This is a genomic window from Arthrobacter sp. B2a2-09 (assembly GCF_027587375.1).
Lineage (GTDB): Bacteria > Actinomycetota > Actinomycetes > Actinomycetales > Micrococcaceae > Arthrobacter.
Genome location: NZ_JAMXIC010000011.1, coordinates 1 through 22,320 on the forward strand (window position 1 = coordinate 1; position 22,320 = coordinate 22,320).

Annotated in this window: 28 protein-coding genes and 1 tRNA gene; 12 read left to right on the forward strand and 17 right to left on the reverse strand. The window is 63.2% G+C overall.

Features of this window, described 5'->3' with window-relative positions:
• The first annotated feature begins 232 nt into the window (after positions 1–232).
• Positions 233–721 carry a hypothetical protein gene (locus NFJ07_RS13130; RefSeq protein WP_269994945.1) on the forward strand — a complete coding sequence of 163 codons (489 nt, stop codon included), beginning with the start codon at positions 233–235 and terminating at the stop codon, positions 719–721.
• A 14-nt stretch (positions 722–735) separates the two neighbouring features.
• Here the strand turns inward: NFJ07_RS13130 and NFJ07_RS13135 are convergent, their stop codons facing one another.
• The 3 genes from NFJ07_RS13135 to NFJ07_RS13145 all read right to left on the reverse strand — a co-directional run bounded on the left by NFJ07_RS13135 (position 736) and on the right by NFJ07_RS13145 (position 2,418).
• Positions 736–1,053 carry a hypothetical protein gene (locus NFJ07_RS13135; protein ID WP_269994947.1) on the reverse strand — a complete coding sequence of 106 codons (318 nt, stop codon included), beginning with the start codon at positions 1,051–1,053 and terminating at the stop codon, positions 736–738.
• A 94-nt stretch (positions 1,054–1,147) separates the two neighbouring features.
• On the reverse strand, positions 1,148–1,702 hold the full coding sequence (locus NFJ07_RS13140) for a hypothetical protein (protein ID WP_269994948.1): 555 nt from the start codon (positions 1,700–1,702) through the stop codon (positions 1,148–1,150).
• A gap of 32 nt (positions 1,703–1,734) precedes the next feature.
• Positions 1,735–2,418 carry a hypothetical protein gene (locus NFJ07_RS13145; protein WP_269994949.1) on the reverse strand — a complete coding sequence of 228 codons (684 nt, stop codon included), beginning with the start codon at positions 2,416–2,418 and terminating at the stop codon, positions 1,735–1,737.
• A gap of 158 nt (positions 2,419–2,576) precedes the next feature.
• Here NFJ07_RS13145 and NFJ07_RS13150 point away from each other — a divergent pair, with 158 nt between their 5' ends.
• Complete coding sequence (locus tag NFJ07_RS13150; RefSeq protein WP_269994951.1) at positions 2,577–3,122, forward strand: hypothetical protein; 546 nt, start codon at positions 2,577–2,579, stop codon at positions 3,120–3,122.
• 233 nt (positions 3,123–3,355) lie between these two features.
• On the opposite strand, the gene NFJ07_RS13155 is transcribed toward NFJ07_RS13150, so the two are convergent.
• Entirely contained in the window at positions 3,356–3,505 is a 150-nt protein-coding gene (locus NFJ07_RS13155; RefSeq protein WP_269994953.1) for a hypothetical protein, read from the reverse strand.
• A gap of 13 nt (positions 3,506–3,518) precedes the next feature.
• Positions 3,519–3,788, reverse strand: coding sequence for a hypothetical protein (locus NFJ07_RS13160; RefSeq protein ID WP_269994955.1), 270 nt, complete (start codon positions 3,786–3,788; stop codon positions 3,519–3,521).
• 38 nt (positions 3,789–3,826) lie between these two features.
• On the opposite strand from NFJ07_RS13160, the gene NFJ07_RS13165 reads away from it, so the two are divergent.
• Positions 3,827–4,135, forward strand: coding sequence for a hypothetical protein (locus NFJ07_RS13165; protein ID WP_269994956.1), 309 nt, complete (start codon positions 3,827–3,829; stop codon positions 4,133–4,135).
• On the forward strand, positions 4,132–4,536 hold the full coding sequence (locus NFJ07_RS13170) for a hypothetical protein (protein WP_269994957.1): 405 nt from the start codon (positions 4,132–4,134) through the stop codon (positions 4,534–4,536). The genes NFJ07_RS13165 and NFJ07_RS13170 overlap by 4 nt, the downstream gene beginning before the upstream one ends.
• On the opposite strand, the gene NFJ07_RS13175 is transcribed toward NFJ07_RS13170, so the two are convergent.
• Positions 4,509–5,132, reverse strand: coding sequence for a hypothetical protein (locus tag NFJ07_RS13175; protein ID WP_269994958.1), 624 nt, complete (start codon positions 5,130–5,132; stop codon positions 4,509–4,511). The two genes, NFJ07_RS13170 and NFJ07_RS13175, sit on opposite strands and share 28 nt — an antisense overlap.
• 498 nt (positions 5,133–5,630) lie before the next feature.
• Between NFJ07_RS13175 and NFJ07_RS13180 the strand changes: the two genes are divergently transcribed.
• The 5 genes from NFJ07_RS13180 to NFJ07_RS13205 all read left to right on the forward strand — a co-directional run bounded on the left by NFJ07_RS13180 (position 5,631) and on the right by NFJ07_RS13205 (position 10,633).
• The gene (locus NFJ07_RS13180) at positions 5,631–6,293 is read left to right on the forward strand and encodes a LysE family translocator (protein ID WP_269994959.1); all 663 of its coding nucleotides are present in this window, start codon (positions 5,631–5,633) and stop codon (positions 6,291–6,293) included.
• Positions 6,294–6,552: 259 nt separating this feature from the next.
• Positions 6,553–7,326, forward strand: a complete 774-nt coding sequence (locus NFJ07_RS13190) for a HipA domain-containing protein (protein WP_442865352.1) — start codon at positions 6,553–6,555, stop codon at positions 7,324–7,326.
• 189 nt (positions 7,327–7,515) lie between these two features.
• On the forward strand, positions 7,516–8,181 hold the full coding sequence (locus NFJ07_RS13195; RefSeq protein WP_269994960.1) for a hypothetical protein: 666 nt from the start codon (positions 7,516–7,518) through the stop codon (positions 8,179–8,181).
• A 220-nt stretch (positions 8,182–8,401) separates the two neighbouring features.
• Positions 8,402–9,520 (forward strand): PheS-related mystery ligase SrmL, encoded by a 1,119-nt coding sequence (gene srmL, locus NFJ07_RS13200; RefSeq protein ID WP_269994961.1) that lies wholly within the window; start codon positions 8,402–8,404, stop codon positions 9,518–9,520.
• Positions 9,521–9,598: 78 nt separating this feature from the next.
• A complete protein-coding gene (locus NFJ07_RS13205) occupies positions 9,599–10,633 on the forward strand; it encodes a hypothetical protein (RefSeq protein WP_269994962.1) in 1,035 nt (344 codons plus the stop codon).
• Positions 10,634–10,699: 66 nt separating this feature from the next.
• On the opposite strand, the gene NFJ07_RS13210 is transcribed toward NFJ07_RS13205, so the two are convergent.
• Positions 10,700–10,840, reverse strand: coding sequence for a hypothetical protein (locus NFJ07_RS13210; RefSeq protein ID WP_269994963.1), 141 nt, complete (start codon positions 10,838–10,840; stop codon positions 10,700–10,702).
• Positions 10,837–11,277, reverse strand: coding sequence for a hypothetical protein (locus tag NFJ07_RS13215; RefSeq protein WP_269994964.1), 441 nt, complete (start codon positions 11,275–11,277; stop codon positions 10,837–10,839). The genes NFJ07_RS13210 and NFJ07_RS13215 overlap by 4 nt, the downstream gene beginning before the upstream one ends.
• Before the next feature lie 427 nt (positions 11,278–11,704).
• On the opposite strand from NFJ07_RS13215, the gene NFJ07_RS13220 reads away from it, so the two are divergent.
• Positions 11,705–12,211 carry a DUF7793 family protein gene (locus NFJ07_RS13220; protein WP_269994966.1) on the forward strand — a complete coding sequence of 169 codons (507 nt, stop codon included), beginning with the start codon at positions 11,705–11,707 and terminating at the stop codon, positions 12,209–12,211.
• 185 nt (positions 12,212–12,396) lie between these two features.
• Here the strand turns inward: NFJ07_RS13220 and NFJ07_RS13225 are convergent, their stop codons facing one another.
• The 6 genes from NFJ07_RS13225 to NFJ07_RS13250 all read right to left on the reverse strand — a co-directional run bounded on the left by NFJ07_RS13225 (position 12,397) and on the right by NFJ07_RS13250 (position 16,590).
• Complete coding sequence (locus NFJ07_RS13225; RefSeq protein ID WP_269994967.1) at positions 12,397–13,236, reverse strand: aldo/keto reductase; 840 nt, start codon at positions 13,234–13,236, stop codon at positions 12,397–12,399.
• 131 nt (positions 13,237–13,367) lie between these two features.
• Positions 13,368–13,808 (reverse strand): hypothetical protein, encoded by a 441-nt coding sequence (locus tag NFJ07_RS13230; RefSeq protein WP_269994969.1) that lies wholly within the window; start codon positions 13,806–13,808, stop codon positions 13,368–13,370.
• 8 nt (positions 13,809–13,816) lie between these two features.
• Positions 13,817–14,470 (reverse strand): bacterial proteasome activator family protein, encoded by a 654-nt coding sequence (locus tag NFJ07_RS13235; protein ID WP_269994970.1) that lies wholly within the window; start codon positions 14,468–14,470, stop codon positions 13,817–13,819.
• Positions 14,471–14,496: 26 nt separating this feature from the next.
• Complete coding sequence (locus tag NFJ07_RS13240) at positions 14,497–14,952, reverse strand: GNAT family N-acetyltransferase (RefSeq protein ID WP_269994972.1); 456 nt, start codon at positions 14,950–14,952, stop codon at positions 14,497–14,499.
• Positions 14,953–14,989: 37 nt separating this feature from the next.
• Positions 14,990–15,571, reverse strand: a complete 582-nt coding sequence (locus NFJ07_RS13245; RefSeq protein ID WP_269994974.1) for a PadR family transcriptional regulator — start codon at positions 15,569–15,571, stop codon at positions 14,990–14,992.
• A gap of 35 nt (positions 15,572–15,606) precedes the next feature.
• On the reverse strand, positions 15,607–16,590 hold the full coding sequence (locus tag NFJ07_RS13250; protein WP_269994976.1) for an NAD(P)H-quinone oxidoreductase: 984 nt from the start codon (positions 16,588–16,590) through the stop codon (positions 15,607–15,609).
• Between the two features lie 115 nt (positions 16,591–16,705).
• On the opposite strand from NFJ07_RS13250, the gene NFJ07_RS13255 reads away from it, so the two are divergent.
• Positions 16,706–16,793, forward strand: a tRNA-Ser gene (locus NFJ07_RS13255).
• Positions 16,794–16,881: 88 nt separating this feature from the next.
• Here the strand turns inward: NFJ07_RS13255 and NFJ07_RS13260 are convergent.
• Both NFJ07_RS13260 and nirD read right to left on the reverse strand, forming a co-directional pair.
• Positions 16,882–18,144, reverse strand: a complete 1,263-nt coding sequence (locus NFJ07_RS13260; protein WP_269994978.1) for a plasmid pRiA4b ORF-3 family protein — start codon at positions 18,142–18,144, stop codon at positions 16,882–16,884.
• A gap of 52 nt (positions 18,145–18,196) precedes the next feature.
• The gene (gene nirD, locus NFJ07_RS13265; RefSeq protein ID WP_269994979.1) at positions 18,197–18,565 is read right to left on the reverse strand and encodes a nitrite reductase small subunit NirD; all 369 of its coding nucleotides are present in this window, start codon (positions 18,563–18,565) and stop codon (positions 18,197–18,199) included.
• 279 nt (positions 18,566–18,844) lie between these two features.
• Between nirD and nirB the strand changes: the two genes are divergently transcribed.
• On the forward strand, positions 18,845–21,466 hold the full coding sequence (nirB, locus tag NFJ07_RS13270) for a nitrite reductase large subunit NirB (protein ID WP_269994980.1): 2,622 nt from the start codon (positions 18,845–18,847) through the stop codon (positions 21,464–21,466).
• Positions 21,467–21,485: 19 nt separating this feature from the next.
• Here the strand turns inward: nirB and NFJ07_RS13275 are convergent, their stop codons facing one another.
• Positions 21,486–22,259, reverse strand: a complete 774-nt coding sequence (locus NFJ07_RS13275; RefSeq protein ID WP_269994982.1) for a potassium channel family protein — start codon at positions 22,257–22,259, stop codon at positions 21,486–21,488.
• Positions 22,260–22,320: the final 61 nt, after the last annotated feature.

Consider the following 22,320-nt stretch of genomic DNA (forward strand, 5'->3'; position numbering starts at 1 on the left):
AACTCCAGCTTCTGCGCCGGCGTGAAAGACCGGCGGGACCGCGGACCACCCGCCCGGGGTCCAGAACTACTACTACTACTACTACTCACAGCACTATCTTCGCGTACTGCACTCAAAACCGGACTGGACATGATGACTGGATTCCTGGTTCTCGCCCCACGCGATTAAACGGACTTGCTATGAGCCCTTGGTACCGTTCCAGCCTGACACGTAGGGCTATCAGGGGGACAGCATGGCAAACGTGACAGTCGATCCGGGCATCTTTGACAGTCAGGGCGAACGGTGTGAGGAAATTTTCGATGGCTGGGAAGGACCTTCACCATTCTTCTTGGTCGTCTCGGACGAAACAGACAAAGCAGCCGAGGCACTCCACGTTGCGATAGGACGGTGCATGCGTGTTGACGGCAATGGCAACGAGCTGACCGCCGCCCAGATGGCAACCACTGGAGAGTACACCGCAAACTACTGCTCCCCTGTCTATCTCACAGATAAGGGCCCGATGGCTTACCTGGACACGAAAGGTGATCTGCCAAGGGCCATGGCTGAGACAATGCTTCGCATCCTCGTGGAGGAAGTCGAGGCACGCGGCATCACGGCCTATCTGACCACTCCGCCGCGGGGATCCGAGTCAACGGCCGGGTTCCCGGAGTGGGAGGAATCTGAGGCGGGAATGGCAAGACTTGCATTCGAAATGGCCAACCTCGACCCGGACTGGCCATAAGGCCTATGTGGCGGCTACGTCATCCGGACTGGATAGCCGAGACGGTCCAGGCACTCCAAGACGTCAAACGGGTGTTCGGTATAGAACGTCCACGGCATATTTCCTTCCGCGAGGATGTTGGCGCTCAGAGGGTTCAAGGCCGTGCGCCGACTCATGTAGACCTCGCGGACACCGGCACGCTCCAGCCTCCATGGCCCGAAGAATCGCTCCATCCAGTTGAACCTCATCCGAAAGTCAAGATGCGATGCGCTCGGAGTCAGGACGATCCAAGGCCCGAGGACCCCCATCATCTTTCCGGGTCTTGCCAGTCCGCCGTTGAAAGTCTCTGTCATTGGAATCCTCTGAAGGATCGAAGGGAGAGTTTGACCTGGTGCGCCTGGCGGATCCTGTGCCAAATCCGACCGAGGACCAGGGGCAGCTCCGGTTTCAGCCCTTGACGATGGACATCGGCAAGAGGCCCCCCGGGGCGGAAGGGGCGATGCTGTCCAGCTGCCATCCGTCCGCGGATGCCCGGAACGTAGCGGTCTCCTCCACCGAGTAGCCCGACGGGACGTTGCTTGGCCCGTTCGCCGCCGAGGACTGGTGTTCTTCGGTCAGTTCCTTGAAATGGACGCTTGCCGCCGACCCGGTCACCTCCACGGATTCCACCGTTATCTTCGTCGAAAAGTCCGTGTACCAGAAGCCCTTTGACCTGAACCCGGCCTTTGACCGGGCCACCACCGGAAGGTCCCGCGCGCGCTTGGCACGGTACGCCGCCGTCGTCTGCCCTTCGGCCAGGCGGGGCGCCGGCGGAACATCGAGGACGGTGCCGTTCCGGTCCTCGACAGCAGTCTGGATGATGGCCGTGAGCTCCGCGGACGACGGGCTGGGCACCGATGAGGTCGATCCCTGGGTGAGCTCCGGCCCGGCTGTCGACTGGCACCCGGAGAGGGCCGACGCGAGCAGCAGAACGGCTGCGGCCACAGTGCGTGGATGCTTCATCCTGATCCCCTTGCTGTGGATGTCTCCACAGCCTACGGGCGTTTCGCGAATTCAATGCGTATGTAGTCGAGCTCATCGCGTGGGAGGACGGCCGTCACAACACCGCCTTGTCCAAGGGACGCGCCAACCCCGTACACGATGGGGTCAGTGTCGATCTCCAAACCCTGCACTTGGACGCCGTCAATCCAAACGGATACCTCACGGTTGGCTGGGCGACCTCCGGTGTCCCCGGCGTACCGGTCCCAGGTAATGCCTCCCATCCATTCGCGCCGGTAGCGATTGATGAGGATGTGGTTCATGTGGTCGGCCAGCACCCGGGCCGGGGACGAACGTTCGGAAGCCTCGCGGTGCCACGTGGTCCGCACGGCCTCCCAGAGCTGGGGGTATCGCATGCGTTGAACCCCTTCAACCAGCCAGGCCGGCCGCGGCCAAGGGGGAATGTCTTCGATCGACCTTCGCATCTGCTCGTCGAGCTCGGCCAGATTTATCGGATCGGATCGATCGGCGGGGTTGCGCCACAGCGTGTAGGTGATGCTCGCCGACATCTCGTTGTATCCGCGGGAATCCTGTCCGTACTGGATGCCGACCATATCCGGATCTTCCAGCGATGGCTGGGGCACCAGCCCCATGATGCCGATCGGCATCAGCTCCAGACGCCTGGCCTGCTCGAGGCGCGGGTCGGGTGCGTCCTCGGGGATCACTCCTTCGAATCTCACTTGCCGATTGTGCGACGGCCCCGGGTGGTTGGCAATACCGCCTTGGCATGGATCCCAGGCTCATGACCGCGCACGTCGCTCGTTCCTTGCCGCTGGAGTTCAAAAGGTTTCGAGGCGGGTGTGCTTGCCTTTCGGCAATCGGACCGTAGACTCGGCCAATGTCAGGTCGTAGGGGAACGAGACCAGTCCGTAATGCTGCTGCGGTGGCGGTGCTGTGCCTGCTGCTGTCCGGTGGCCTGGCAGCGTGCACCTATCAGGGTGCCGGCGATCCGGCACGGACAGCCGCCACCGAGCAAAGCAGTCGCCCCGCGCCTTCTGTCCCGACGAAGGGCCCGGAGATACTGGATGCCGAAAAGCGCAATTACGCCGAATTGCAGAAGCGCCTTGCAACGGCCCGAGGGCCCGCACTCATAGACGACTCCGGCCCTGCCGACGGGCCCGGTGTCGGTTTCAGCAAAACCGCAAAAGTAACGACCGCTGGCCGGTACACCGTCACAGCCGCTTGCGCGGGCATCCCGAACGCACAGATGGTCATCTTCGCCCCAGGGTCGAAGCAGCTGTTGTCGCTCGATCTTGATTGCTCTGGCGTCTCGTCGCAGGTTGTCGAGCTTGAGGATGGATACGTCGGAGCAGCGCTGATGCGGCACGACCCGAACGGTCCTTGGACAGGGGCCGTCGCCGGAGTCAGAATTACCGCCGAATGAAACGATTTTCGCAGCAAAACAGCGGAGAAGCCGAGCTCAAGCGCCGGTGACGATCTTGGTCCCTCCGCCGATCCAGGCCGGGCTCAGTTGCTTTTGGTGATGCGGTTGTCCCCGGCACTTGAACCAGGTGAAACGGCACCGGTGACTACCTCGCGATAGGACTCAATGAGCCATGTTGTTGGCGGCCCGCAGGTCGTGGGTTTGATCCCGTTTCGCCGATCCTGGGTTGGTGTTCAGCGGCGTTCATTGACTTCCCCGGCAACGACCCGATCTGTCCATCCGGTGTGCGGCAGAAGATCACCAGCAGTGTCCTGGTCGCTGCGGTCATCCGTGGGGACCCGCTGCACCCAGTCCGGGGTCAGGAGCTCAAGCTCCAGTGCCACGGCGTTGCCGCGGTCAAGGTGTTCCTGCAGGTCGCTGCCCTGGATGCGTCCGCGCCGAGGCTGTCTCATCACCGGCGGTCAGCAGAACAGCAGTGATCCTGGGTTCATCTCCCATGGCGGCTGCCAGCTCCTCCGTGAACCTGACGCTGACCGTGTTCGTGTAGATCATCCGCCGATAGCCAAGAGCCCGGTAGTTTGACCAGACGGCGGCCAGATTCCTCTCGGCCAGATGGCGCTCCCACGGGTGCGGGAAGGCCAGCTCGAGGGTGTCTCCGTCAATCACGCAGTGTTTGATACAAGACACCCCTCGCATTCCGGACCGTGAAGAAGAACATCGACCGGTGGGCCGTGGGCAGCCCACCGGTCAAAGAAATCGTTGACCGGATCGCCGGGTGGGCAGCTACCAACGCTTCCGGCCCGATCCTCTCCGGCCTCCACTTCACGATGACCCAATGCGAACCGCACCAGATCGCCGGCCTACTGGCCCGCTGTTGCGAAGACATCGGATCGGCAGATCTGCTGTTCCCCACATCCAATGGGGACTGGTACGTCAGGTTCACCGACGAGGGTTGGATCCTCGCCGGCACCGAGATCAAAAAGACGAGGACGACTCCGGGGAGGCCCTCATGAGGCTCCTCGCGGACATGGCACCGCTCTACGACTACGCCCAGATGTCCCGGGTCACCTTCGGATCGGTCACGCCCATGAGTGTGATGATCCAGAGGGCGGCCCCGCGACAGATGGTGCCGGATACGTGGATCCATCGCCCCTACGTTGTTCTGGCCCCCGGACCCGGAGACATCGAACTGAGCGCCGACCACGGATTCGTGAAGAACTCCATCCCCGGCATCTTTGCCGTTCAGGTCCTCGGCCCAGGCCCCACCGAAATAACAAGAAAGATCAGGACCGTAACCACGGCTAGCCTCCGGCGGCGCTTCCTCGTATCAGCCATAGCTGGACACCGCCGATCCTCCTGTCACAAGATGGGCTGCGGGAAAGGCTCTCACCGGTCTGAGCCGCCGTGCTGTTGATTCTCGAGCCTCTTTGCTTTGTTCAGCTTCCGGAGGGACCCGCCACTGTACTGATAGTCGCCATTCATCTCGTAGCCGGGGGGAACACGCTCGACGGTGAGTGTGGAAAGATCGCTCGGGACCTCAATGACCCATCCCTCTTTGCTTCTGATTTGTTCTATCCTGTCCCTGGTCTGATACCCCAGCCGGGACCGGAGGTTCAGATTGTTGACGCGTCCGTCGAGCCTCATCGACCACGGTTTGGTGAACCGCTTCTGCAACATGTCGCGAACGTAGTGCGGAAGGAACAAACGCTCGGCAGCGAGATCGGCCATACGCTTCGCCTTGCCCCTCATCAGGAGCCGGGACGAGATGAGCAACACGAACGCTGGGGCCATGAACTCCGCCACCGTAAGCCTGAAATAGCCACTCGATCCAGAGCTGAGCCGTCCAGCCGCAATGAGTTGGTTTTCTGTGGTGGAGGCGTAGACAGAACCCCAGATCAAGCCGACCAGGGCTAACGCGGCGAACAGCCAGGTGAAGACCGATGGGACAAAAAGGAATGACCGGCGCAGTTCAGGCGGCACTTCCACAGTGCCAAAGTTCTGAGTTTCCACAACTTGTCCCCCACCTTCAGAAAGCCGGAATGACTGTTTGAGCTGCAGGAAGTCTAACGCTAGGATTCCCCTTGAAGCCGGGCATTGCGGGAAAGGGGGAATCCTGGGTGCGGACGCTCGTCCAGGCTTCGTGAACGGGTTATCTGCTGTCTGGCCCCGGTGCGGGGCTTCTCTCCGGCCAGGTGGTGTAGCCATGTTTCCGCTCGGCGTAGTACGGGCGGATCGCGGGCACCGCAAGCACCATTCCCACGACGCACAGGGCGGCGGCCAGCCAGAGGGACACCAAAGGTATCCATATCGGGAAGGCATAGCGGAACCGGGGCTCTTTCGTTGGATGGCTAAAAATTCCCAAAATCGGGTTTGGTGTACCCATGGGTGTACTCACCCTTCTCCCCCGGCATGTTTCGGCACAGGGGCGCATATAGCGTTACCTCGCTCGCCATAGAATGTTCGGGTGGAAGTTACCTGCACCTTCGAATCGCCAGACGGAGTTCTGCGGTGAGCCTGCTCAGCACGGGGGTTTCGTTTGCGGCTGCAGGAGGAATGGCGCTCACTGAGTTTGGAATGGCACTAACCCCTGGCCCGAATATGATCTACCTGGTTTCACGCAGCATCGGTCAGGGTCGCGCCGCCGGAATGATCTCACTCGCAGGCACCGGGCTCGGCTTCGTTGTTTACATGGTCATGGCGAACCTCGGTCTCGCCGTGGTGTTTGTCGTGGTGCCGTGGCTGTACCTTGGCTTCAAGGCCGCAGGCGTGGCATACCTGGCTTGGATGGCTTGGCAAGCACTGCGTCCTGGTGGGCGTGGTGCCTTCGAGAGCGAGGAGCTGAGGCACGATTCTCGGTCTCATCTGTTCCGGATGGGGCTGTTCACGAATCTGCTTAACCCGAAGACCGCGATCATATACCTCGCACTTATCCCTCAATTCATCGACCCCGGCGCAGGAAATACCACCGTGCAAGGATTCACCCTCGGTGCGATTCAAATCCTCGTCGGCCTATTGGTCAATGGAGCGATCATCATCGGCGCTGGTTCGATCGCTGAATTCCTCGCTACCCGTCCTTCCTGGGTAGTTTGGCAGCGCCGCATCACGGGGACCATGCTCGGCTTGGTCGCCATCCTCCTCGCCAGAGAGGTATCGGAACGCGCGAGAATCTGACCTAGGTCCGTGCCGAACCCGCGGAACTATGCTCTCACCGCACGGCTCGATTACCTTCTCGTAATCACCCAGCTGCGATTACGAAAAGGTACTCACTCATTTCCCACTACGAATAGCTCATCAAGGTGGTCGAATGCACGGCATCATGAAGTCCGTTTCGGACCTGGGCCTGGTGGTCTACGGCATCCGGTAGCGCACTGGGCTCTCCCAGCGCGCTCTGGCCGCACGGCTCGGGGTCAGCCAGCGGTACCTCTCCGAATTGGAGACCGGAAAGCCCAAAGTCCTCAATGACCAGTTCTTCGCTGTCATGGAGAAGCTCGGGATCGAACTGACCTTCCGGGAACGCGCCTTGGTCTTCTACGCCGGGCGGGACGTCGCCGGCGCGATCCGGATCGGCGGGGACCCCGGTGAACCGGCAGAATTCTACGAACCCCTGACCGACGAGCAGATCGCCGAACGGCTGACACTGATCAACGACTACGCCCTGGGTCTGCCCTGGGACACGGACAGCAAGTTCGAAGGCGTCAATCCCGTCGCGAACCTGCGGAGCCTGGCCGGCCTGCTGCCACGCCGCCGCGACATCTTCGACGCCGGGCCCGATGACCGCGAAATGCTGCTTGCGCACACTGCATTCAATACCGCGGTCGGCAACACCGACGCGCACGCCAAAAACTTCGCCACCCTCCGGACCGACGACGGGGCCGTCACCATCGCGCCGCTCTACGACGTTTCCACCCATGCACTGGCGCCCAACGGCCAGCTGAACATGTCACTCCGAGTCAACGACCGCGCCTTCCAGCCGTCCCTGACGGTCGAGGACCTTGTCGCCGAAGGAGTGTCCTGGGGTCTTGAGGAGCGGTACGCACGCCAGTCAGTCACCGGCACGCTCGAAAAACTGGCTTACGCAATCGGCCAGGCGGACGGGTCCGCCGTCGGGGAAAACGTGGTCCGATTCATTGCCCACGGGACGAAGAACCTTCTGGACGGCAAAGCTGCCGGAATCGGCGGCGCGCATCATTCCCGGCGCCCTTGACCCCGTGCCCCCGCGACATTGACGGACCGCGGAGACGACCGTCCGGCACCTCTCGACGCGGCCTGCCCGGCGCGCCGGGCGCTGCGAAGACCAGGCAACAGGATAGAAAAGACGGGCGGGAGCTACCGGCTTCCGCCCGTCATCCCCCTTTCCGGGGACAGACTTCCGATCTGCCGAACACAGAGGGTCATGAACTTCCGCAAACATCTCGCCCTGCCCGCCGCATTCTTCTTTGCCGCATTGGCCCTCACCGGATGCCAGCAAGGGACCCACGCCGCCGAAGCGACGGCCAAGGCCGCGTCACCGGCAGTTTCTCCGGCAGTTGCGGCCGTTCCCGCGGGTGCGTCGGCGGCAGCCGTGAAGTCCATCCACTCCCCCGGAATCGTCGCTACCGACGAGCAGCTTGCCGTCGGACAGTGCTCGGCAAAGGTTGTCGACGCCGCCACCGGCGAGTACTTGCCGGACCCGGCCTGCACTCCTGGGGCCGCAGATCCAGCCGTTACCCCGGAGAACATCGACTCAACCATCTGCACGAGCGGCTACACGGCCACGGTCCGCCCGCCCGCTTCGGACACCGACAAAGTGAAGGCCGAGAGCCTGCGCGAATACGGACAGACCGCAATGAAGACCACGGAATATGATCACCTGATCAGCCTGGAGCTCGGCGGCACCAACTCGGTATCGAACCTGTGGCCTGAGCCAAACAAGGCAGGCGCCACGGGCACCACGAACCCGAAAGACGCGGTGGAGAACACTTTGCACAAGGCCGTCTGCACTCACAAGGTCACCCTGTCAGCTGCCCAGCAGGCGATCGCCCACAACTGGGTCACGGCGATCAGAGACCTCGGTTTGTAGCTGCGCGCAGCGGAGGGGCCGGTCACATCAACCTAGCCTGACGATCGGGGTCTGGCAGCAATGCATTGGGGTATAGTCGCCCCATGCTCTCTACGCCTCGATTTACTTGCCCCCGACCGGTTTCCGGTCGCGAGGGCTCACAGGCGCGCGCCTAGGTCCTGGCGCCGGATGTGAGTCGGGGGAGGAACCCGCCACTCAGATCCGAACATAAGGACGAACAATGCCCGCTTATCTCAGTCCCTCCGAACTCAACGATGCTTTGACCATCCGGGATCTCTCAAATCCGGACGCCCAGCCTCATGCAATGCAGGCACTCTTACAGGACGTCATTGACGCGCTCGGCAGCAAATGGGGCGTGGCGAAACGGATCGTTCGCCACAGCCCGCTGGTGAGCGTGGCCGACAACTACGACCGGCTGGGGTTCAACGAGTCGGACGTGACCCGGGATCAAAGATACTCCCGCTATGTCAGCCCCACAGTGATGCTCCGCAGCCACACCTCGGCTTCCATCCCGTCTCTGCTGCGGGCACTGAATCAAGACGAATCCATAGACGAACTCTGGGCCATCCCCGGTCTTGTCTACCGGCGCGATTCCATCGACCGCACCCACGTGGGAACTCCCCACCAGGTCGACTTGTGGCGGGTTAGTTCGCGGGAACACCTTGATTCCGGCGAGCTGCGGGAAATGATTGCTTCCCTCGTGCAAGCGGTCCTTCCCGGGGCGCAATGGCGCGCAGTTCAGGCAGTTCACCCCTACACGAGGGAGGGCTTGCAGGTCGATGTCCTCATGGAAGGGGAATGGCTCGAACTAGCGGAATGCGGGCTCATGGCCCCGCATCTGTTCTCCGCAGCCGGCCTGGACCCCGCAAAGTGGTCGGGATTGGCTCTGGGGATGGGTTTGGACCGGGCCCTGATGCTCCGCAAAGGCATCCCGGACATCAGGTTGCTCAGGTCCACGGATGAGAGAATCGAACAACAGATGCTGGACCTGTCCCGATGGAAACCCGTCTCCCAGATGCCCTCTATCCGCAGGGACATTTCCATCGTCGTTCCCGCGGGTTTGGACGCCGAAGTGCTCGGAGACCGGGTGCGGACAGCCTTAGGCGAGCAAGCCGAAGACCTGGAAAGCGTCGAACTCCTGGCCCTGACTCCGAACGGAGAGCTTCCGGTAGCAGCGCGGGAGCGCCTCTACATCCGCGACGGACAGGCCAACGCCCTGATCCGTCTAGTGCTGCGTCCACTCGGCCGGACCATGACAGATCCACAGGCCAACCAGATCCGGGATGATGTCTACCTAGCCCTGCACGAAGGGCCAGTCAAGGAGCTCATCGCGGGATAGAGCTGCCATTGAAATGCGGGCCAGTAGTTTGCGGAGTAGCTTTTGAACGAATAGTCCTCGACGCGAAGGGACCAGCCATTGCCTCACAACGTTCCGCAGATTTTGCCTGTAGGCGACCCCGCACGGCGTGCCGTTGCCGGGGTGCTTCGACTGGCCGTTGGCAATGCCGCCCTGTTCATGGTGTTTGCCGTGCTGACTACCCAGGTGCATTCGATCCGTGCGGCCAGCCCCTGGCAGGACGACCCGTACGACACAGCGATCTCCTTCACCAAGTTCTTCGTCCCCCTCGTGACCCTTACCGCAGGCCTCCGCCTCCTGGTGTGGCGCCAGGCCTCCCCACAGCCCGCGTACCGCGCCCGCCAGCTACTGCGAGCCGCCTCGGTTGTCACGATCCTAATCGCCCTGACCCTGGTGACCGACTGGCTCGCTCTCACACTCCGCGCCGACCACGAGCTATGGAACCAGGAGACACCGTGGCTGGCAGCCTCGTTGATCCCTCTAACCTGCCTGGCCGTGGCCTCGGCCGGCCAACAACGCCGGGCAGCACGCCTCTTGCCGCTCTACAACCGACGCGATCCGGGCGGCGATTGGCTTGACGACCTCGCCCCCATCGTGGCCGTTGCAGCGGCGCATGCGCCTCACCGGGCGGGGCAGTGGGTGAACCCGGCCGCCGCGGAGCATCTCGTAACTGCCATCCGCCGCCACTTCGTCAGTATCGCAGCCGCCACCAGCGCCGCAGTCGCCCTTATAGTCATCACCGGCGTCGACATCGGCGAGGGAGGCCTGTCCCCCACCCTGTTCATGGTCGAATTATGGATTTTTCTCAGCGGCACCTTCGGATTCGTGCTTGTTGCAAGCGCGGCACTGCACGTCGTCGCCCTCCCCCAACGAGGCCGCGTGCGCTCGGCGGGGCGGGCAGCCGCCGCTGCGGGAGCGCTCTGCGTGCCGGTAAGCATGGCCTTGCGCGATCTGATCTGGACTGGCGTGGGCATGGAGGGCAACCTGAGTACACCGGAGCAGCTGTTCGTCCTTACACTTGTCTGCGCTTCAATAGCCGCGGTGCTCACGTTGGCGGTCTCGCTCCTCACTCCGCGCCCACGGTTCGAATCATAAGTTCAGCACGATGTGGACGGACCCGAGTGAATCCGATGGTGTGCGGCAGAAGCTTGGCGTAGCGATCTAGGCGAGAAGGAAGTAAGCCAGCAGCGGACGCAGTGAGAATCGTTGGACGACGGCAGCCTGCCGGGTGGCAGCGAGCACCACGTTCATCTCTTCAGGATGAACGGGCTCCCGGCCTTTGATCTTTTCGCGCTCCGTCATCGATGCCCTGACCGTTGCCCTTGGGGTCCCGCCCCGGCCCCGGAGATTCCGGATCTTTCCTCTTTTGCACTGGCCAATATCTTCTGGATGCGCTGGTAGGACACCCCGAACACTTCGGCGATTTCCGGAGGGGTCATGCCTTCACCCATCAGTCCAAGGATCGCTTTCACCCGCCGTCGCCCGGCTTCATTCAACAGCTCGTCCGCCCGGACCTTCAAGGACTCGGCCTGCACCCAGGTGAGAATGCCCGGGCGGTCTGCCTCATAGACGACGTCGAAAAGTATCCGGTCTCCGGCAATCCGCAGGACTTTGGCGAGCCGCTCCGCCAAGGACCGCTGCGCCGCCATAAGGCGAGGGCCGGTGACGCTCACAGACCTTTCAACATCGGTCACCGTCCATTGCGCACCGTCCCAGGTGGCCCTGATCTGAAAAGTCACCGGGGATTCCTCTGGTATTTCCCGGCTCCTGAGCCAGTTGCGGAGCCGAACCGGATCGTACCGGGCCGCGCCGCGGTTCCCGGATAGGCGCAGATCAGCCGCCGTATCGTTTAGTGCATCTGCCAAGGCCCTGAACGACAGAACGTCTTGCCCTGCCCGCATAGCTGCCTGCCGCAAAGTCAACGGAGCCTCCCGTGACGGCGCTCCAGCGTCCATCCCATGTCCTCCCCAAAGGCACCAAGGTTCCCAGATAGAGCCAACAGCCCAGGGGCGGGTCTATGCACGAGTGCCAGCTACTTGATTTCCGGAGGGTTACTCAGACACGACACTCAGCATACTTACTATTCATGGACGTTGGGCATCCTCGAAGGTAGTGTGATCTGCACCCGGCTCTAGCTGATCCGGGAGCTGCGTCGATGGGGTCGCAGTGGAATCACTTCTGGGGGAATTGATGACGGCGCTGGTCCAATCCGAGGACGAATTTCACCTTCCCGCAGAGGTCAACATGCTTTCCGATGCTGTCGATGCAGACGGCGGTGGAGCGTGCTTCAGTTCAGAACACGAAAATGTCAAGGTTGAGGACGCGGGTGAAGGGATCCTCCGGATCACTTTGCGCCCGGGAGGGCGGATCACCGAAGAGGACGGAACTCTTGTCCGGGAGCGGTATCTGGCTCTGACAGGCGGAACGGGCGCTGCGGTACTTCTGCAGGTCACCGGCGTTGAGTCTGTCAGCCGCGACGCCGTCCGATTCTTCAGTGAAGCGGTCACCATCACCGCCTTTGCGATCCTGGGCAGCACGCCGGTGGATCGTGTCATTGCCCACGGCAGGCACGGGCTCCCCGCACCGCAGTGCCCGACCCGGTATTTCTCCGACGAACAAGAAGCCCTGGGGTGGCTGCGCGCCCCCAGTGCTGAGCGAGTCCCAAAGGGTTGAGAGTCCCGCATCATCTGGCTACGGCAATCCGCGCATCCACCGGCCCGCCCCTCCGGCCCGCGAGGTGACCCCCCGCTCTCCTCTGAGCAACGCGGGGTCACTTACGGCCCATTTGGTGCTGCTGGATGGGCCGTAAGTGACCCCGCGTTGCGAGATCCCGTCGAGAAACGACGCGCGTTGAGAGACTACGCGAAGTCTGAGACTGCCGGGTCCGGTCCGATGCGGCCTTCGGCGCCTCGGTCCAGTCCGTTGATGGCCTCAACGTCGGCCTCATCCAAGGTGACGCCAAGTGCTGCGAAGTTTTCCTGGATCCGGGACTCGGTCACGGACTTGGGGATCACGACGTTGCCGATCGCCAGGTGCCAGGCGATGACCACCTGCGCCGGGGTGGCGCCGTGCTTGGCGGCGATCTTGGCGATGGTGGCGTTCTCAAGGAGCTCGCCGCCCTGGCCCAAAGGCGACCAGGCCTGCGTCAAAATACCCCGGGCCGCGGCGAACTCACGGAGTTCCGACTGGTTGAAGAACGGGTGCAGCTCGATCTGGTGGATCGCCGGAACAACGCCGGTCTCCTCGATCAGGCGCTGGAGGCCTTCCTTGTTGAAGTTGGAGACGCCGATCGACTTGATGCGGCCGCGCTTCTGGAGCTCAATGAGCGCCTTCCAGGTGTCCACGAACTTGTCCTGCTTGGGCTGCATCCAGTGAATCAGGTACAGGTCAAGGGTTTCCAGGCCGAGGCGGTTCATGGATTCTTCGAAAGCCGCGAGCGTGGACTCGTAGCCCTGGTCCGCGTTCCACAGCTTGGTGGTGATGAAGATTTCCTCGGGCTTGAGGCCGGAGGACGCGATGGCGCGTCCCACGCCTGCCTCGTTGCCGTAGATCTTGGCGGTATCGATGTGGCGGTAGCCGGCGTCGAAGGCCTGACGTACCACCTTTTCGGCTACATCGTCCTCAACCTGCCACACCCCGTAGCCGAGCTGGGGAATGGAGTTGCCGTCGTTAAAAGTAAGGTTCGGTGACGAAGTCATGGCCTCCATCCTGCCAGCCGCGCACACCGGGTGGCTACGGATTCAGGCCCCTCTAAGCTAGGCGCTTAATAGTTGTCATGTGGGAATAGACGCGTCTGCACCTAATACCCACCCAACTCCTACGAGCCGGCTTAGGCCCTCAGCAGCCGTTCGGCTTCCTCCACATGCTCGTAAACGGCTTCGGCGCGTCGTCGCACCGAAACCGCTCCCACAGGAACGGGCCCGACGGCGAGACGCAGCATCGCGGCCGCCTCGGCCGTCGTAGCAAGAGAGTTCCCCGCTTTGGACAGCGCACGATGGACGCCTGCGAGCGATCCGGGAATGTCCAACCCATCACTAGGCACACGGAGCTGCGCCTCCACGCAGATGGCACGTACCCTGGACGACAACTCCGCCAGTTCGTTGGCAATGACTACGAGTTCGCCGTAGAGCTGCTCGTCTTCTACGCCCTCCAGCACCTGGTGGTACCGATCAAGGCCGCGGTGGAAGCGGTCGTGGGCACGCCGCCACAATCCTTTGCCAAGTTCAGCGTCATCCTTCCGCCCCTGCCGGACGGCCCCAAAGAATCCCAATCCAGCGCTCAGAGGTACTGGCCCGGGTGGCGGTCCGGGTCTTCAACGCGAGCCGGCTTGCCGGGTTCCGTTTCCGTGCCGGGAAGGTGGGCACGCTGAGGCTCACCGTTCTCGCCAATAACGACGCCGGGCGCGATCATGGTCCCGGGCGGCAGCTGGCGAAGCTGCAACTGGGCAACAGCGTGCTCCCGGGCCGCCTGCTGGGCGGCAATGGCGGTCTGGATTCCATGGAACAAACCCTCGAGCCAACCGACCAGCTGGGCCTGCGCGATCCGGAGCTCAGCGTCAGAGGGCGTGGCGTTTTCGGGGAACGGGAGGCTGATGCGTTCCAGCTCTGCCACAAGTTCCGGAGCGAGGCCCTCTTCCAGCTCTTTGATGGAGCGTTCGTGGATTTCGGCAAGGCGTCCGCGCGCTGCCTCGTCCAAGGGGGCGCTCTTCACTTCTTCGAGGAGCTGGCGGATCATGGTGCCGATCCGCATGACCTTGGCGGGTTCGTCGACGAGGTCCTGCAGGGTGGTGCCCTTCTTGACGCCCGGCTTCCCGTCGGCCTTGGGACCCGCTTCGGATGTACTCTGTGCCGTGCCAGCGTCCAAGGTTGTGCCCTCCACCGGGATGTCGTCAAAACTCTCGCCACTGGGTTGAGTGTCGTCCTGATCGCTCATGCGTTCATACTCTCACGGGCCGCAACTCAGCCCAGCGCCTTGACGAGTATTTCGCCTTCGTCCTTAGCGAAACCACATTTTTCGTAAAAGCCCGTGGCATAGAGGTTGGCCGGGACCCAGACCTCTTCCATCCCGTGTTCCCGCATCCGCTCCTCCATGACGGCCAAGAGGGACCGGCCGATACCGCGGCGGCGCCACTCCGTATGGGTCCCCATTTCCATGAGAAGCAGTTCGGCCCAAGGTCCGGCATTGCGCCGGCGCTGAATGCAGCAGTGGAGGAATCCCACTATCCCGCCACCGAGCTCAGCCAGCCAAAACAGCACGGTGGGGTCGCCCAAAAAGGAGCGGGCGGCGTCGTACGTCAATGCGCCTGACGGCGCGACTGAAGGATCCTCGTCGAACAAGTTATCCGTCTCGGCGAGGCGGATCAGCGCGTCGGCGTCGTCGGGGCCGAGCAGCCGGATCCGAACGTCAGCATTCATAAAAGTTTCGATGTCAGCACCTCCCCTGCGAAGCAGTCTATGCGGCGGGTGTCCCCGCACCGCGGACGGTTCCCACCATGCCGTTGCTGGCGCCATTGGCTTGCTGGACCAGCCTGGCTTCACAGAGATCCAGCCAGCGAGCCTCCGCCTCGGCATGGAAGATCAGGGAGTCCAGGACGAGCAGCCTGGCCGTATCCGTCACCCGTTGGTTGGCGGCCAGGTCCTTGCGGTCCTGGGTGTACCCCTGCAGTTCGCGCAGGGAAATCTCACGTTGGGCCTGGATGAGCGCCGGGACGTCGGTGCCCGCCGTCGTCACGGCCAGCGCCAGCTTGATGGCCAATTCGTTCCTCGGCGGAGCTCCACGATCCACCGCGGTTGTGAACCATCGGCGGATCTCATCAGTCCCGGCGTCGGTGATGCTGAAAAGCACGTGGCCGCGGCCGTCGTCGCCCTCTTTGCGGACCAAAGCGTCGCGCTCCAGCCGGTTCAGGGTGGTGTACACCTGTCCGATGTTCAGCGGCCAGACGGCTCCCGTGCGTTCCTCGAACGCCGCTCGCAATTGGTAGCCGTAGCGTGGCTGCTCCTGAAGCAATGCCAGGATGCTATACCGGATGGACATACCCCTCCTTCGTGCTGCCGGTTCGGCGGGCGCCGCTAGAGCAGCAGCAGGACTTTGCCCATGTGCTCGCCGGAATCGAAGTACTCGTGGGCTTCGCGGACTTGCTCCAAGGGGAACGACTTGGCCACGAGCGGCTTGATCCGGCCGTCGGCCAGCATTGGCCAAACCGACTCGCGGACGGCGTTCATGATGACACCCTTTTCCGCAATCGGCCGCGGGCGCAGCGCTGTGCCTATGATCGCCGCGCGTTTGCTGACCAACTGGCCGAGGTTGAGTTCGCCTTTGACGCCACCTTGCAGCCCGATCACCACCAGCCGGCCGTAGTCCGCGAGCGCTTCCACGTTTTGCTGGAGGTATTTGGCACCGACGACGTCGAGAATCACGTCCGCGCCTTTGCCGCCGTTTTGTGCCTTGAGGCTTTCGGCGAAATCTTCTTCCGCGTAATTGATGGCAATGTCGGCCCCGAGGAAGGCTTTCGCGGTTCCGACCTTTTCTGCCGTTCCGGCCGTCGCCGCGACCGTGGCACCGTACGCTTTGGCGAGCTGGATGGCCATGGTGCCGATCCCGCCAGTAGCGCCATGGATCAGTACCGTCTCACCCGCTTGCAGCTGTGCAGTCATGATGAGGTTCGAGTACACAGTTGCTGCCACCTCAGGCAAGGATGCCGCGGTGACCAGGTCCACGCCGTCGGGCAATCGCAAAACCTGCTCTGCCGGGACAGCAACCTGCTGCGCGTAGCCGCCACCCGAAAGCAGGGCCACTACCTTGTCGCCCACGGAAAACGGCTTGCTCACGTCGGGCCCGAACGCGGCAATCCTGCCGGAGACCTCAAGACCGGGAATTTCGGATGCTCCCGGTGGTGGCGGGTAGAAACCGCGGCGCTGCTGGACATCTGCCCTGTTGAGACCGGCGGCGACGACGTCGATGAGAACCTCGCCGGGGCCAGGAACCGGAGCAGGGACGTCGCGGATTTCCAGAACCTCGGGCCCGCCCGGTTCGGAGATGTAGACGGCTTTCATAGAGTGCTCCCGATCCCTTTGCTCAGCGCAGTTGGCCTTTCAGACACCTTAACCGCGTTAATCGCGGCGGCAGGTTTTTGGCGCAGCCAACTCCCTATGAAACACTACTAGGCAGGGAAGGTTGTCCGAGCGGCCTAAGGAGCTGGTCTTGAAAACCAGTGTGCGGTGACCCCGCACCAAGGGTTCAAATCCCTTACCTTCCGCGTAGCGCGTCTTGAGGCGCGAACTGGCAGCAGATGCCCACAGAATCGCTTCTTGTGGGCATCTGCTGCTTTTTCGACGGTAGCCTGTTCAGTAACTGCGGTCCCCGAATCGGCGCTGCACGTCGAGCAGGAACTTGAGGCCGCCGTCAGAGAGTTCCGAGTTTCGGAAAGCCCAGCTGGCCGACTCCCGCAACGCCAGGCACCGGAGGGCCCGGCTGTTATCCAGGTCCAGGTGCCATGCGTCATCCAAGGGAATCTCGGTGCCGCCAGGCATCCTGTAACCCTTTGCGTGGAGCGCCGACTGGATTACTTCCCGGCGCAGATTGTACGGGGGCGCCTCACCGCTAACAGCCCAATGGACCAGCAGGCGCATGACCTCTTTGTCGACGCCGTGCTGCGGAAAGGCGAGCCGCTCGGCCAGATAGTCCCACAGCGCTGCAGGATCCTGCACAACGTGACGGCCAGCGGGGGTGAGGACCAGCTTGCCTTTGAACTTGCGTAACAGTTTCCAATCCTGCAGCTGTTCACGAAGGTCCAGGATCGGAATAACGTTTATCTCATTTCGCCCCGGCATCGGCCACTCATCATCCCAGCCGAGCTGGGCCATGGCCCGTTTGACTATTGCGGGTTTGAGGTAGCCGGCGGAAGTCAGTTCCAGCCCGTCCGGGCGTGCTGCATTTAGAAACCAAAAGACCGGGCCAAGGACGGTCTCCCTGTCCTCCGGCGTGGCGTCACCCGGCCAGATCCGTCGTGCCAGTTGGCGCAGCTGCTCATTCACCCCGACGACATCGAAGTCGGTGGGGTCGAAGTCGGCTGCCCGCTGATGGGTTACCAATTCGAACCACTTCACGGACTGGCCATGCTCGGGGTGGCCGGGGTTGCCAAGCACGGCCACCACATTCGCGTAGCCAGCTGCCCCGCCTGAGTCTTCCAGGGGTCCCCGCATCGCGCCATCGAGGCAGGCAACGGTGTTTTCAGGGAGAGTGGCTGGGCCCACGATCTCGATCTCGTGAATCCACGAATCACCAAAATCGTATTCGTACTCCAGCGGAGCTTTACCCGGCCGGGCCGGGTCAATGAGCTCAAGCAGCCCGACGTCGGCAGCAAGCTCGGCGCCGGGTTGCACGCCGTCGTCGTCGGTTCCGAAGATGATCCGGCGGACGCCCTTACGATCGACACCGCTAACGCCGTAAAGGTGGCAATCCTTCCAGCCGAAGGCCGTCTGGATGGTTCCGTGCAGCTCAGCGACCGTGGCCGACTCGGGGAGGACCACCCGCCTCCAAATGGGCGGTTCAGTACCGAGAATTTCTATACGGAGTTCGACGGCGGGAAACTGCTTGGGTGCGTCCATATCGGCAATTCTGCCAGTGTCGGGCTGCTTGCCGGAGCGCCCCGGCTACGACTTACGCGGCTACTTCGACATATCCGTCCACCAGGCGGGTGTTGTACGTTGCGAGCCGCAGTTCGGGGTTGGTGAAGCATTCGCCGGTTTCAAGGTCGTAGACCTCCTTGTGCAGCGGCGAGGCGATGGTGGGACGGCTGCCCCGGGACCCGACGATTCCCCGCGCCATGACGTTGGACAGCGTTGCCGGGTCCTGCTGGGATACCGCCAAGACCTCATCCGGCGTGGTGCGGAAAAGTGCTACTTGCTTGCCTCCGACCAGGGCAGCTTCGCCCCAAGCCGGTTCCAGCTCGTCGATTGCGCAGACGCGGTGCCAGCCGGACGCCGTCGTAGCTTCCGCGAGGTTCTCGCGGTCCAGAATTGCGGTCATTTCAGCCCCTATCGCTTAGCCTGCCAGTCCGGCGGATCCAATTCCGCCATTCGGCACGGGCCGTTTGCGGCCACAACTTCACGGTAGGCCCGCCATGTTTCGCCGGAATGCAATCAATGTGTCCTGCTCGTAAAGGAGACCTCACATCGCCTCAATCCTCACCGTGATGCCGAAGTTAAGCCCCCGAAACAAAAGGGAAACTGACGCGAAACTGCGTGTCTTTAGTCTGAAGTGACAAGTCGCGGATGACGGTTCTGCGGCACATGCGAAAGGCCGCCCGTGACCGGACATACTTCCCCTTCAGAGAACCCGCGCCGCATTGTTGTCGCGGGCGGAGGCCCTGCGGCCCACCGTTTTGCCGATGCGATGCACACCCGCGGTCTCAAGGGCTGGCACGTCACGGTCCTGACCGAGGAAGCGCATCTTCCCTATGACCGGGTCACGCTGAGCAAGGCGCTCATCGAGGTGGACTACGACCTCACCCTCGGGCACGCGTCGATGTGGGACCACGACGCCCTGGACCTGCGCACTGGCGAGCGGGTCGTCAAGATCAACCCCGACGCCAAGTCCGTGGAAACCGCGGCCGGCAACAGCTACGAATACGATGCCCTCGTGGTCGCGACGGGTTCGAATGCCGCCCGCCTGCCGATCCCGGGCGCCGAGCACACACATGTCTACCGCACGCTCGAAGACGTCTGGGCCATCAACAGAGCCATCACCGAGCTCACGGAGAAACTGGGCCGTCAGGTCAACGCTGTCACCATCGGTGGCGGCCTCCTTGGCCTCGAATCGGCCGCCGGCACCGAACGCCTCGGAGCCCGTCCCGTAGTCATCGACGGCGCCGCATGGCTCATGGCCACGCAGCTCGACGAGGGCGCCGGCGAAGCAATGGGCCGGTTGATCAAAGCCAAGGGTTTCGAAGTTCACGGCGGGGTGTTCCCGTCCGAAGTATTGTCCGACGACGACGGCCAGGTCACCGGCGTCCTCATGGCCGACGGCCGCATCATCGACGCCGACATCGTGATCGTTGCGATCGGGGTCAGGCCGCGCGATGAGCTCTTCCGTGCAGCGGAGGGCGAGGAGCAGGTCTTCACGCTTGGCCAGCGCGGCGGCGTTGTCATTTCCGACGGTTGCGAGACCGAGATCCCCGGTATCTTCGCCATCGGCGAGGTGGCCAACTTCGGCGGCATGTGCCTGGGGCTCGTGGCCCCGGCGAACACGATGGCCGAGATCGTGGCCGACCGCCTGCACGGCGGCCAGGCCACCTTCCCGGGCTTCGACACCGCCACCAAGCTCAAGCTCTCCGGCGTGGACGTCGCCAGCTTCGGCGACGGGTTCGCCAGGACCGAACACGCCCTGGAGATCGTCTACGCCGACCCTGCCCGCGGCGTGTACCAGAAGATCGTCACCACCGACGACGCCAAGACCCTCCTGGGCGGGATCTTCGTCGGCGACGCCACCCCCTACATGAGCCTGCGCCCCCTCCTCGGCCGGGAACTCCCCGCCGAACCCGGCGCCTACCTCACCGCTGCCGGCAGCGGCGACGCCCCCGAAACCGAACTGCCCGACGACGCGATCCTGTGCTCCTGCAACAACGTCCCCGCCGGGTCCATCCGCGACGCCATCAACGGCTGCGGCAGCTGCGAGGGCAACGCGCCCGTCCAGGACGTCCCCGGCCTCAAGTCGTGCACGCGTGCCGGCACCCAGTGCGGTTCGTGCGTGCCGATGCTCAAGAAGCTCCTCGAAGGCGAGCTGAAGAAATCCGGCATCGAGGTCTCCAAGGCCCTCTGCGAGCACTTCGAGCTCTCCCGCCAGGAGCTTTTCGACGCCATCCGCGTGCTGGAACTGACATCGTTCGAGGACATCCTGGCCCGCTATGGCGAGGGTGCGGGCTGCGACATCTGTAAACCCACCATCGCCTCCATCCTGGCTTCGCAGCATTCCGCATACGTCCTCGACGCCGGCCGCGGCACCCTGCAGGACACCAACGACCGTGCCCTGGCCAACATGCAAAAGGACGGCACCTACTCGGTGGTCCCCCGCATCCCGGGCGGGGAGATTACGCCCGACAAGCTCGTGGTCATCGGCACGATCGCAAAGAAGTACGGCCTGTACACGAAGATCACCGGCGGGCAGCGCATCGACATGTTCGGTGCCCGCCTCGAACAACTCCCGGAGATCTGGGGCGAGCTCATTGACGCAGGCATGGAGTCCGGCCAGGCGTACGGCAAGAGCCTGCGCACCGTGAAATCCTGCGTGGGTTCGACCTGGTGCCGCTTCGGTGTCCTCGACTCTGTCTCCATGGCCATCAACCTGGAACTGCGCTACCGCGGCCTGCGCAGCCCGCACAAACTCAAAATGGGCGTGTCCGGCTGCGCCCGCGAATGCGCAGAGGCCCGTGGCAAGGACGTCGGCGTGATCGCAACGGCGGAGGGCTGGAACCTGTACGTCGGCGGCAACGGCGGCGCGAACCCCGCGCACGCCCAGCTCCTTGCCGGTGGCTTGGACGACGAGACCCTGGTGAAGTACATCGACCGCTACTTCATGTACTACATCCGCACCGCCGACCGGCTCCAGCGCACTGCTCACTGGCAGGCGGAGCTCGACGGCGGCCTCGAGCACGTGCACCAGGTGGTCGTCGAGGACTCGCTCGGCATCGCCGACGAGCTCGAGGCCGCCATGGCCAAGCACGTCGAGTCCTACGAGGACGAGTGGGCCGCGACCCTGAAGGACCCGGAACGGCTCCGCCGCTTCCGTTCCTTCGTCAACGCCCCCGGGCAGGAAGACGAGGCCATCGTCTTCGTCCCCGAACGCGGCCAAATCCGCCCCGCCACCAACGAGGAGAAGAGCGCGGTCTTGATTTCTTCCGCGCGCATCCCGGTCCGCGGAAGCGAGGACTAAGAACACAGCGTACGGCGAGCTAGGGGGACGGCGAGTGGTCGCCGCGGGCTCCGACCACGCCGCCCCGTGGCTCGCCGTCGGCGTTTTCCAGAAGCGCGGTCAGGCGCTCGACCTGCTCGGCCAGCCGGCGAATCTCCTGCTTCATGGGCTCCTCGGCGACTGTCGCGGCCGCCGCAGCTCCGGAGGAGACCTGTTCAACAAGCCACGAGGCAACCGAGGCGGTCACGACGCCCAGTACAGCGATTCCGCAGACCATCAAACCCCCGGCAACGCAGCGGCCCACAACCGTCACCGGGTAGTGGTCTCCATAGCCAACGGTGGTGATCGTGACCATCGCCCACCAGATGGCATCGCCAAAGTTGGTGATGTTGGCGCCCACGGCGTTCTCCTCCGCATCAAGCACGGCGAGCGCACCGCAGTACGTCAGGAGGGCTGCGGACCCGAGAACAAAAGTAAGGATGCGGCCGCGCATGGCGTTCCCGGCGGTGCGATGAAGCAGCTTCAGTAGTGTTACGAGCCGCAACAACCTCAAGGGCCTGAGGACCGGGAGGGCCAGTATCAGCAATTCGTGCAGGTTCCGCACGAACCACTGGGCGCGACGCCGCGCCAAGAGGAGGCACATGGCGTAGTCCAGGGCAAACACCAGCCATGTGACCCAGATCATGGTGTCAACAACGGTGGATTGGGCCTCGCTGAGATTGGCGATCACCTGGAACGAGTAGGCCACCAGGAACAGCACTGCTGCCGCCACCATCGGCCATTCGGAAACCTGCCGCCATCGCTCTTGGGTCATTCGTCGATATTAGCCACCCTGTTAGCCGCGTTCACCTGCTGGCACACGGGCAGCTCCCAGC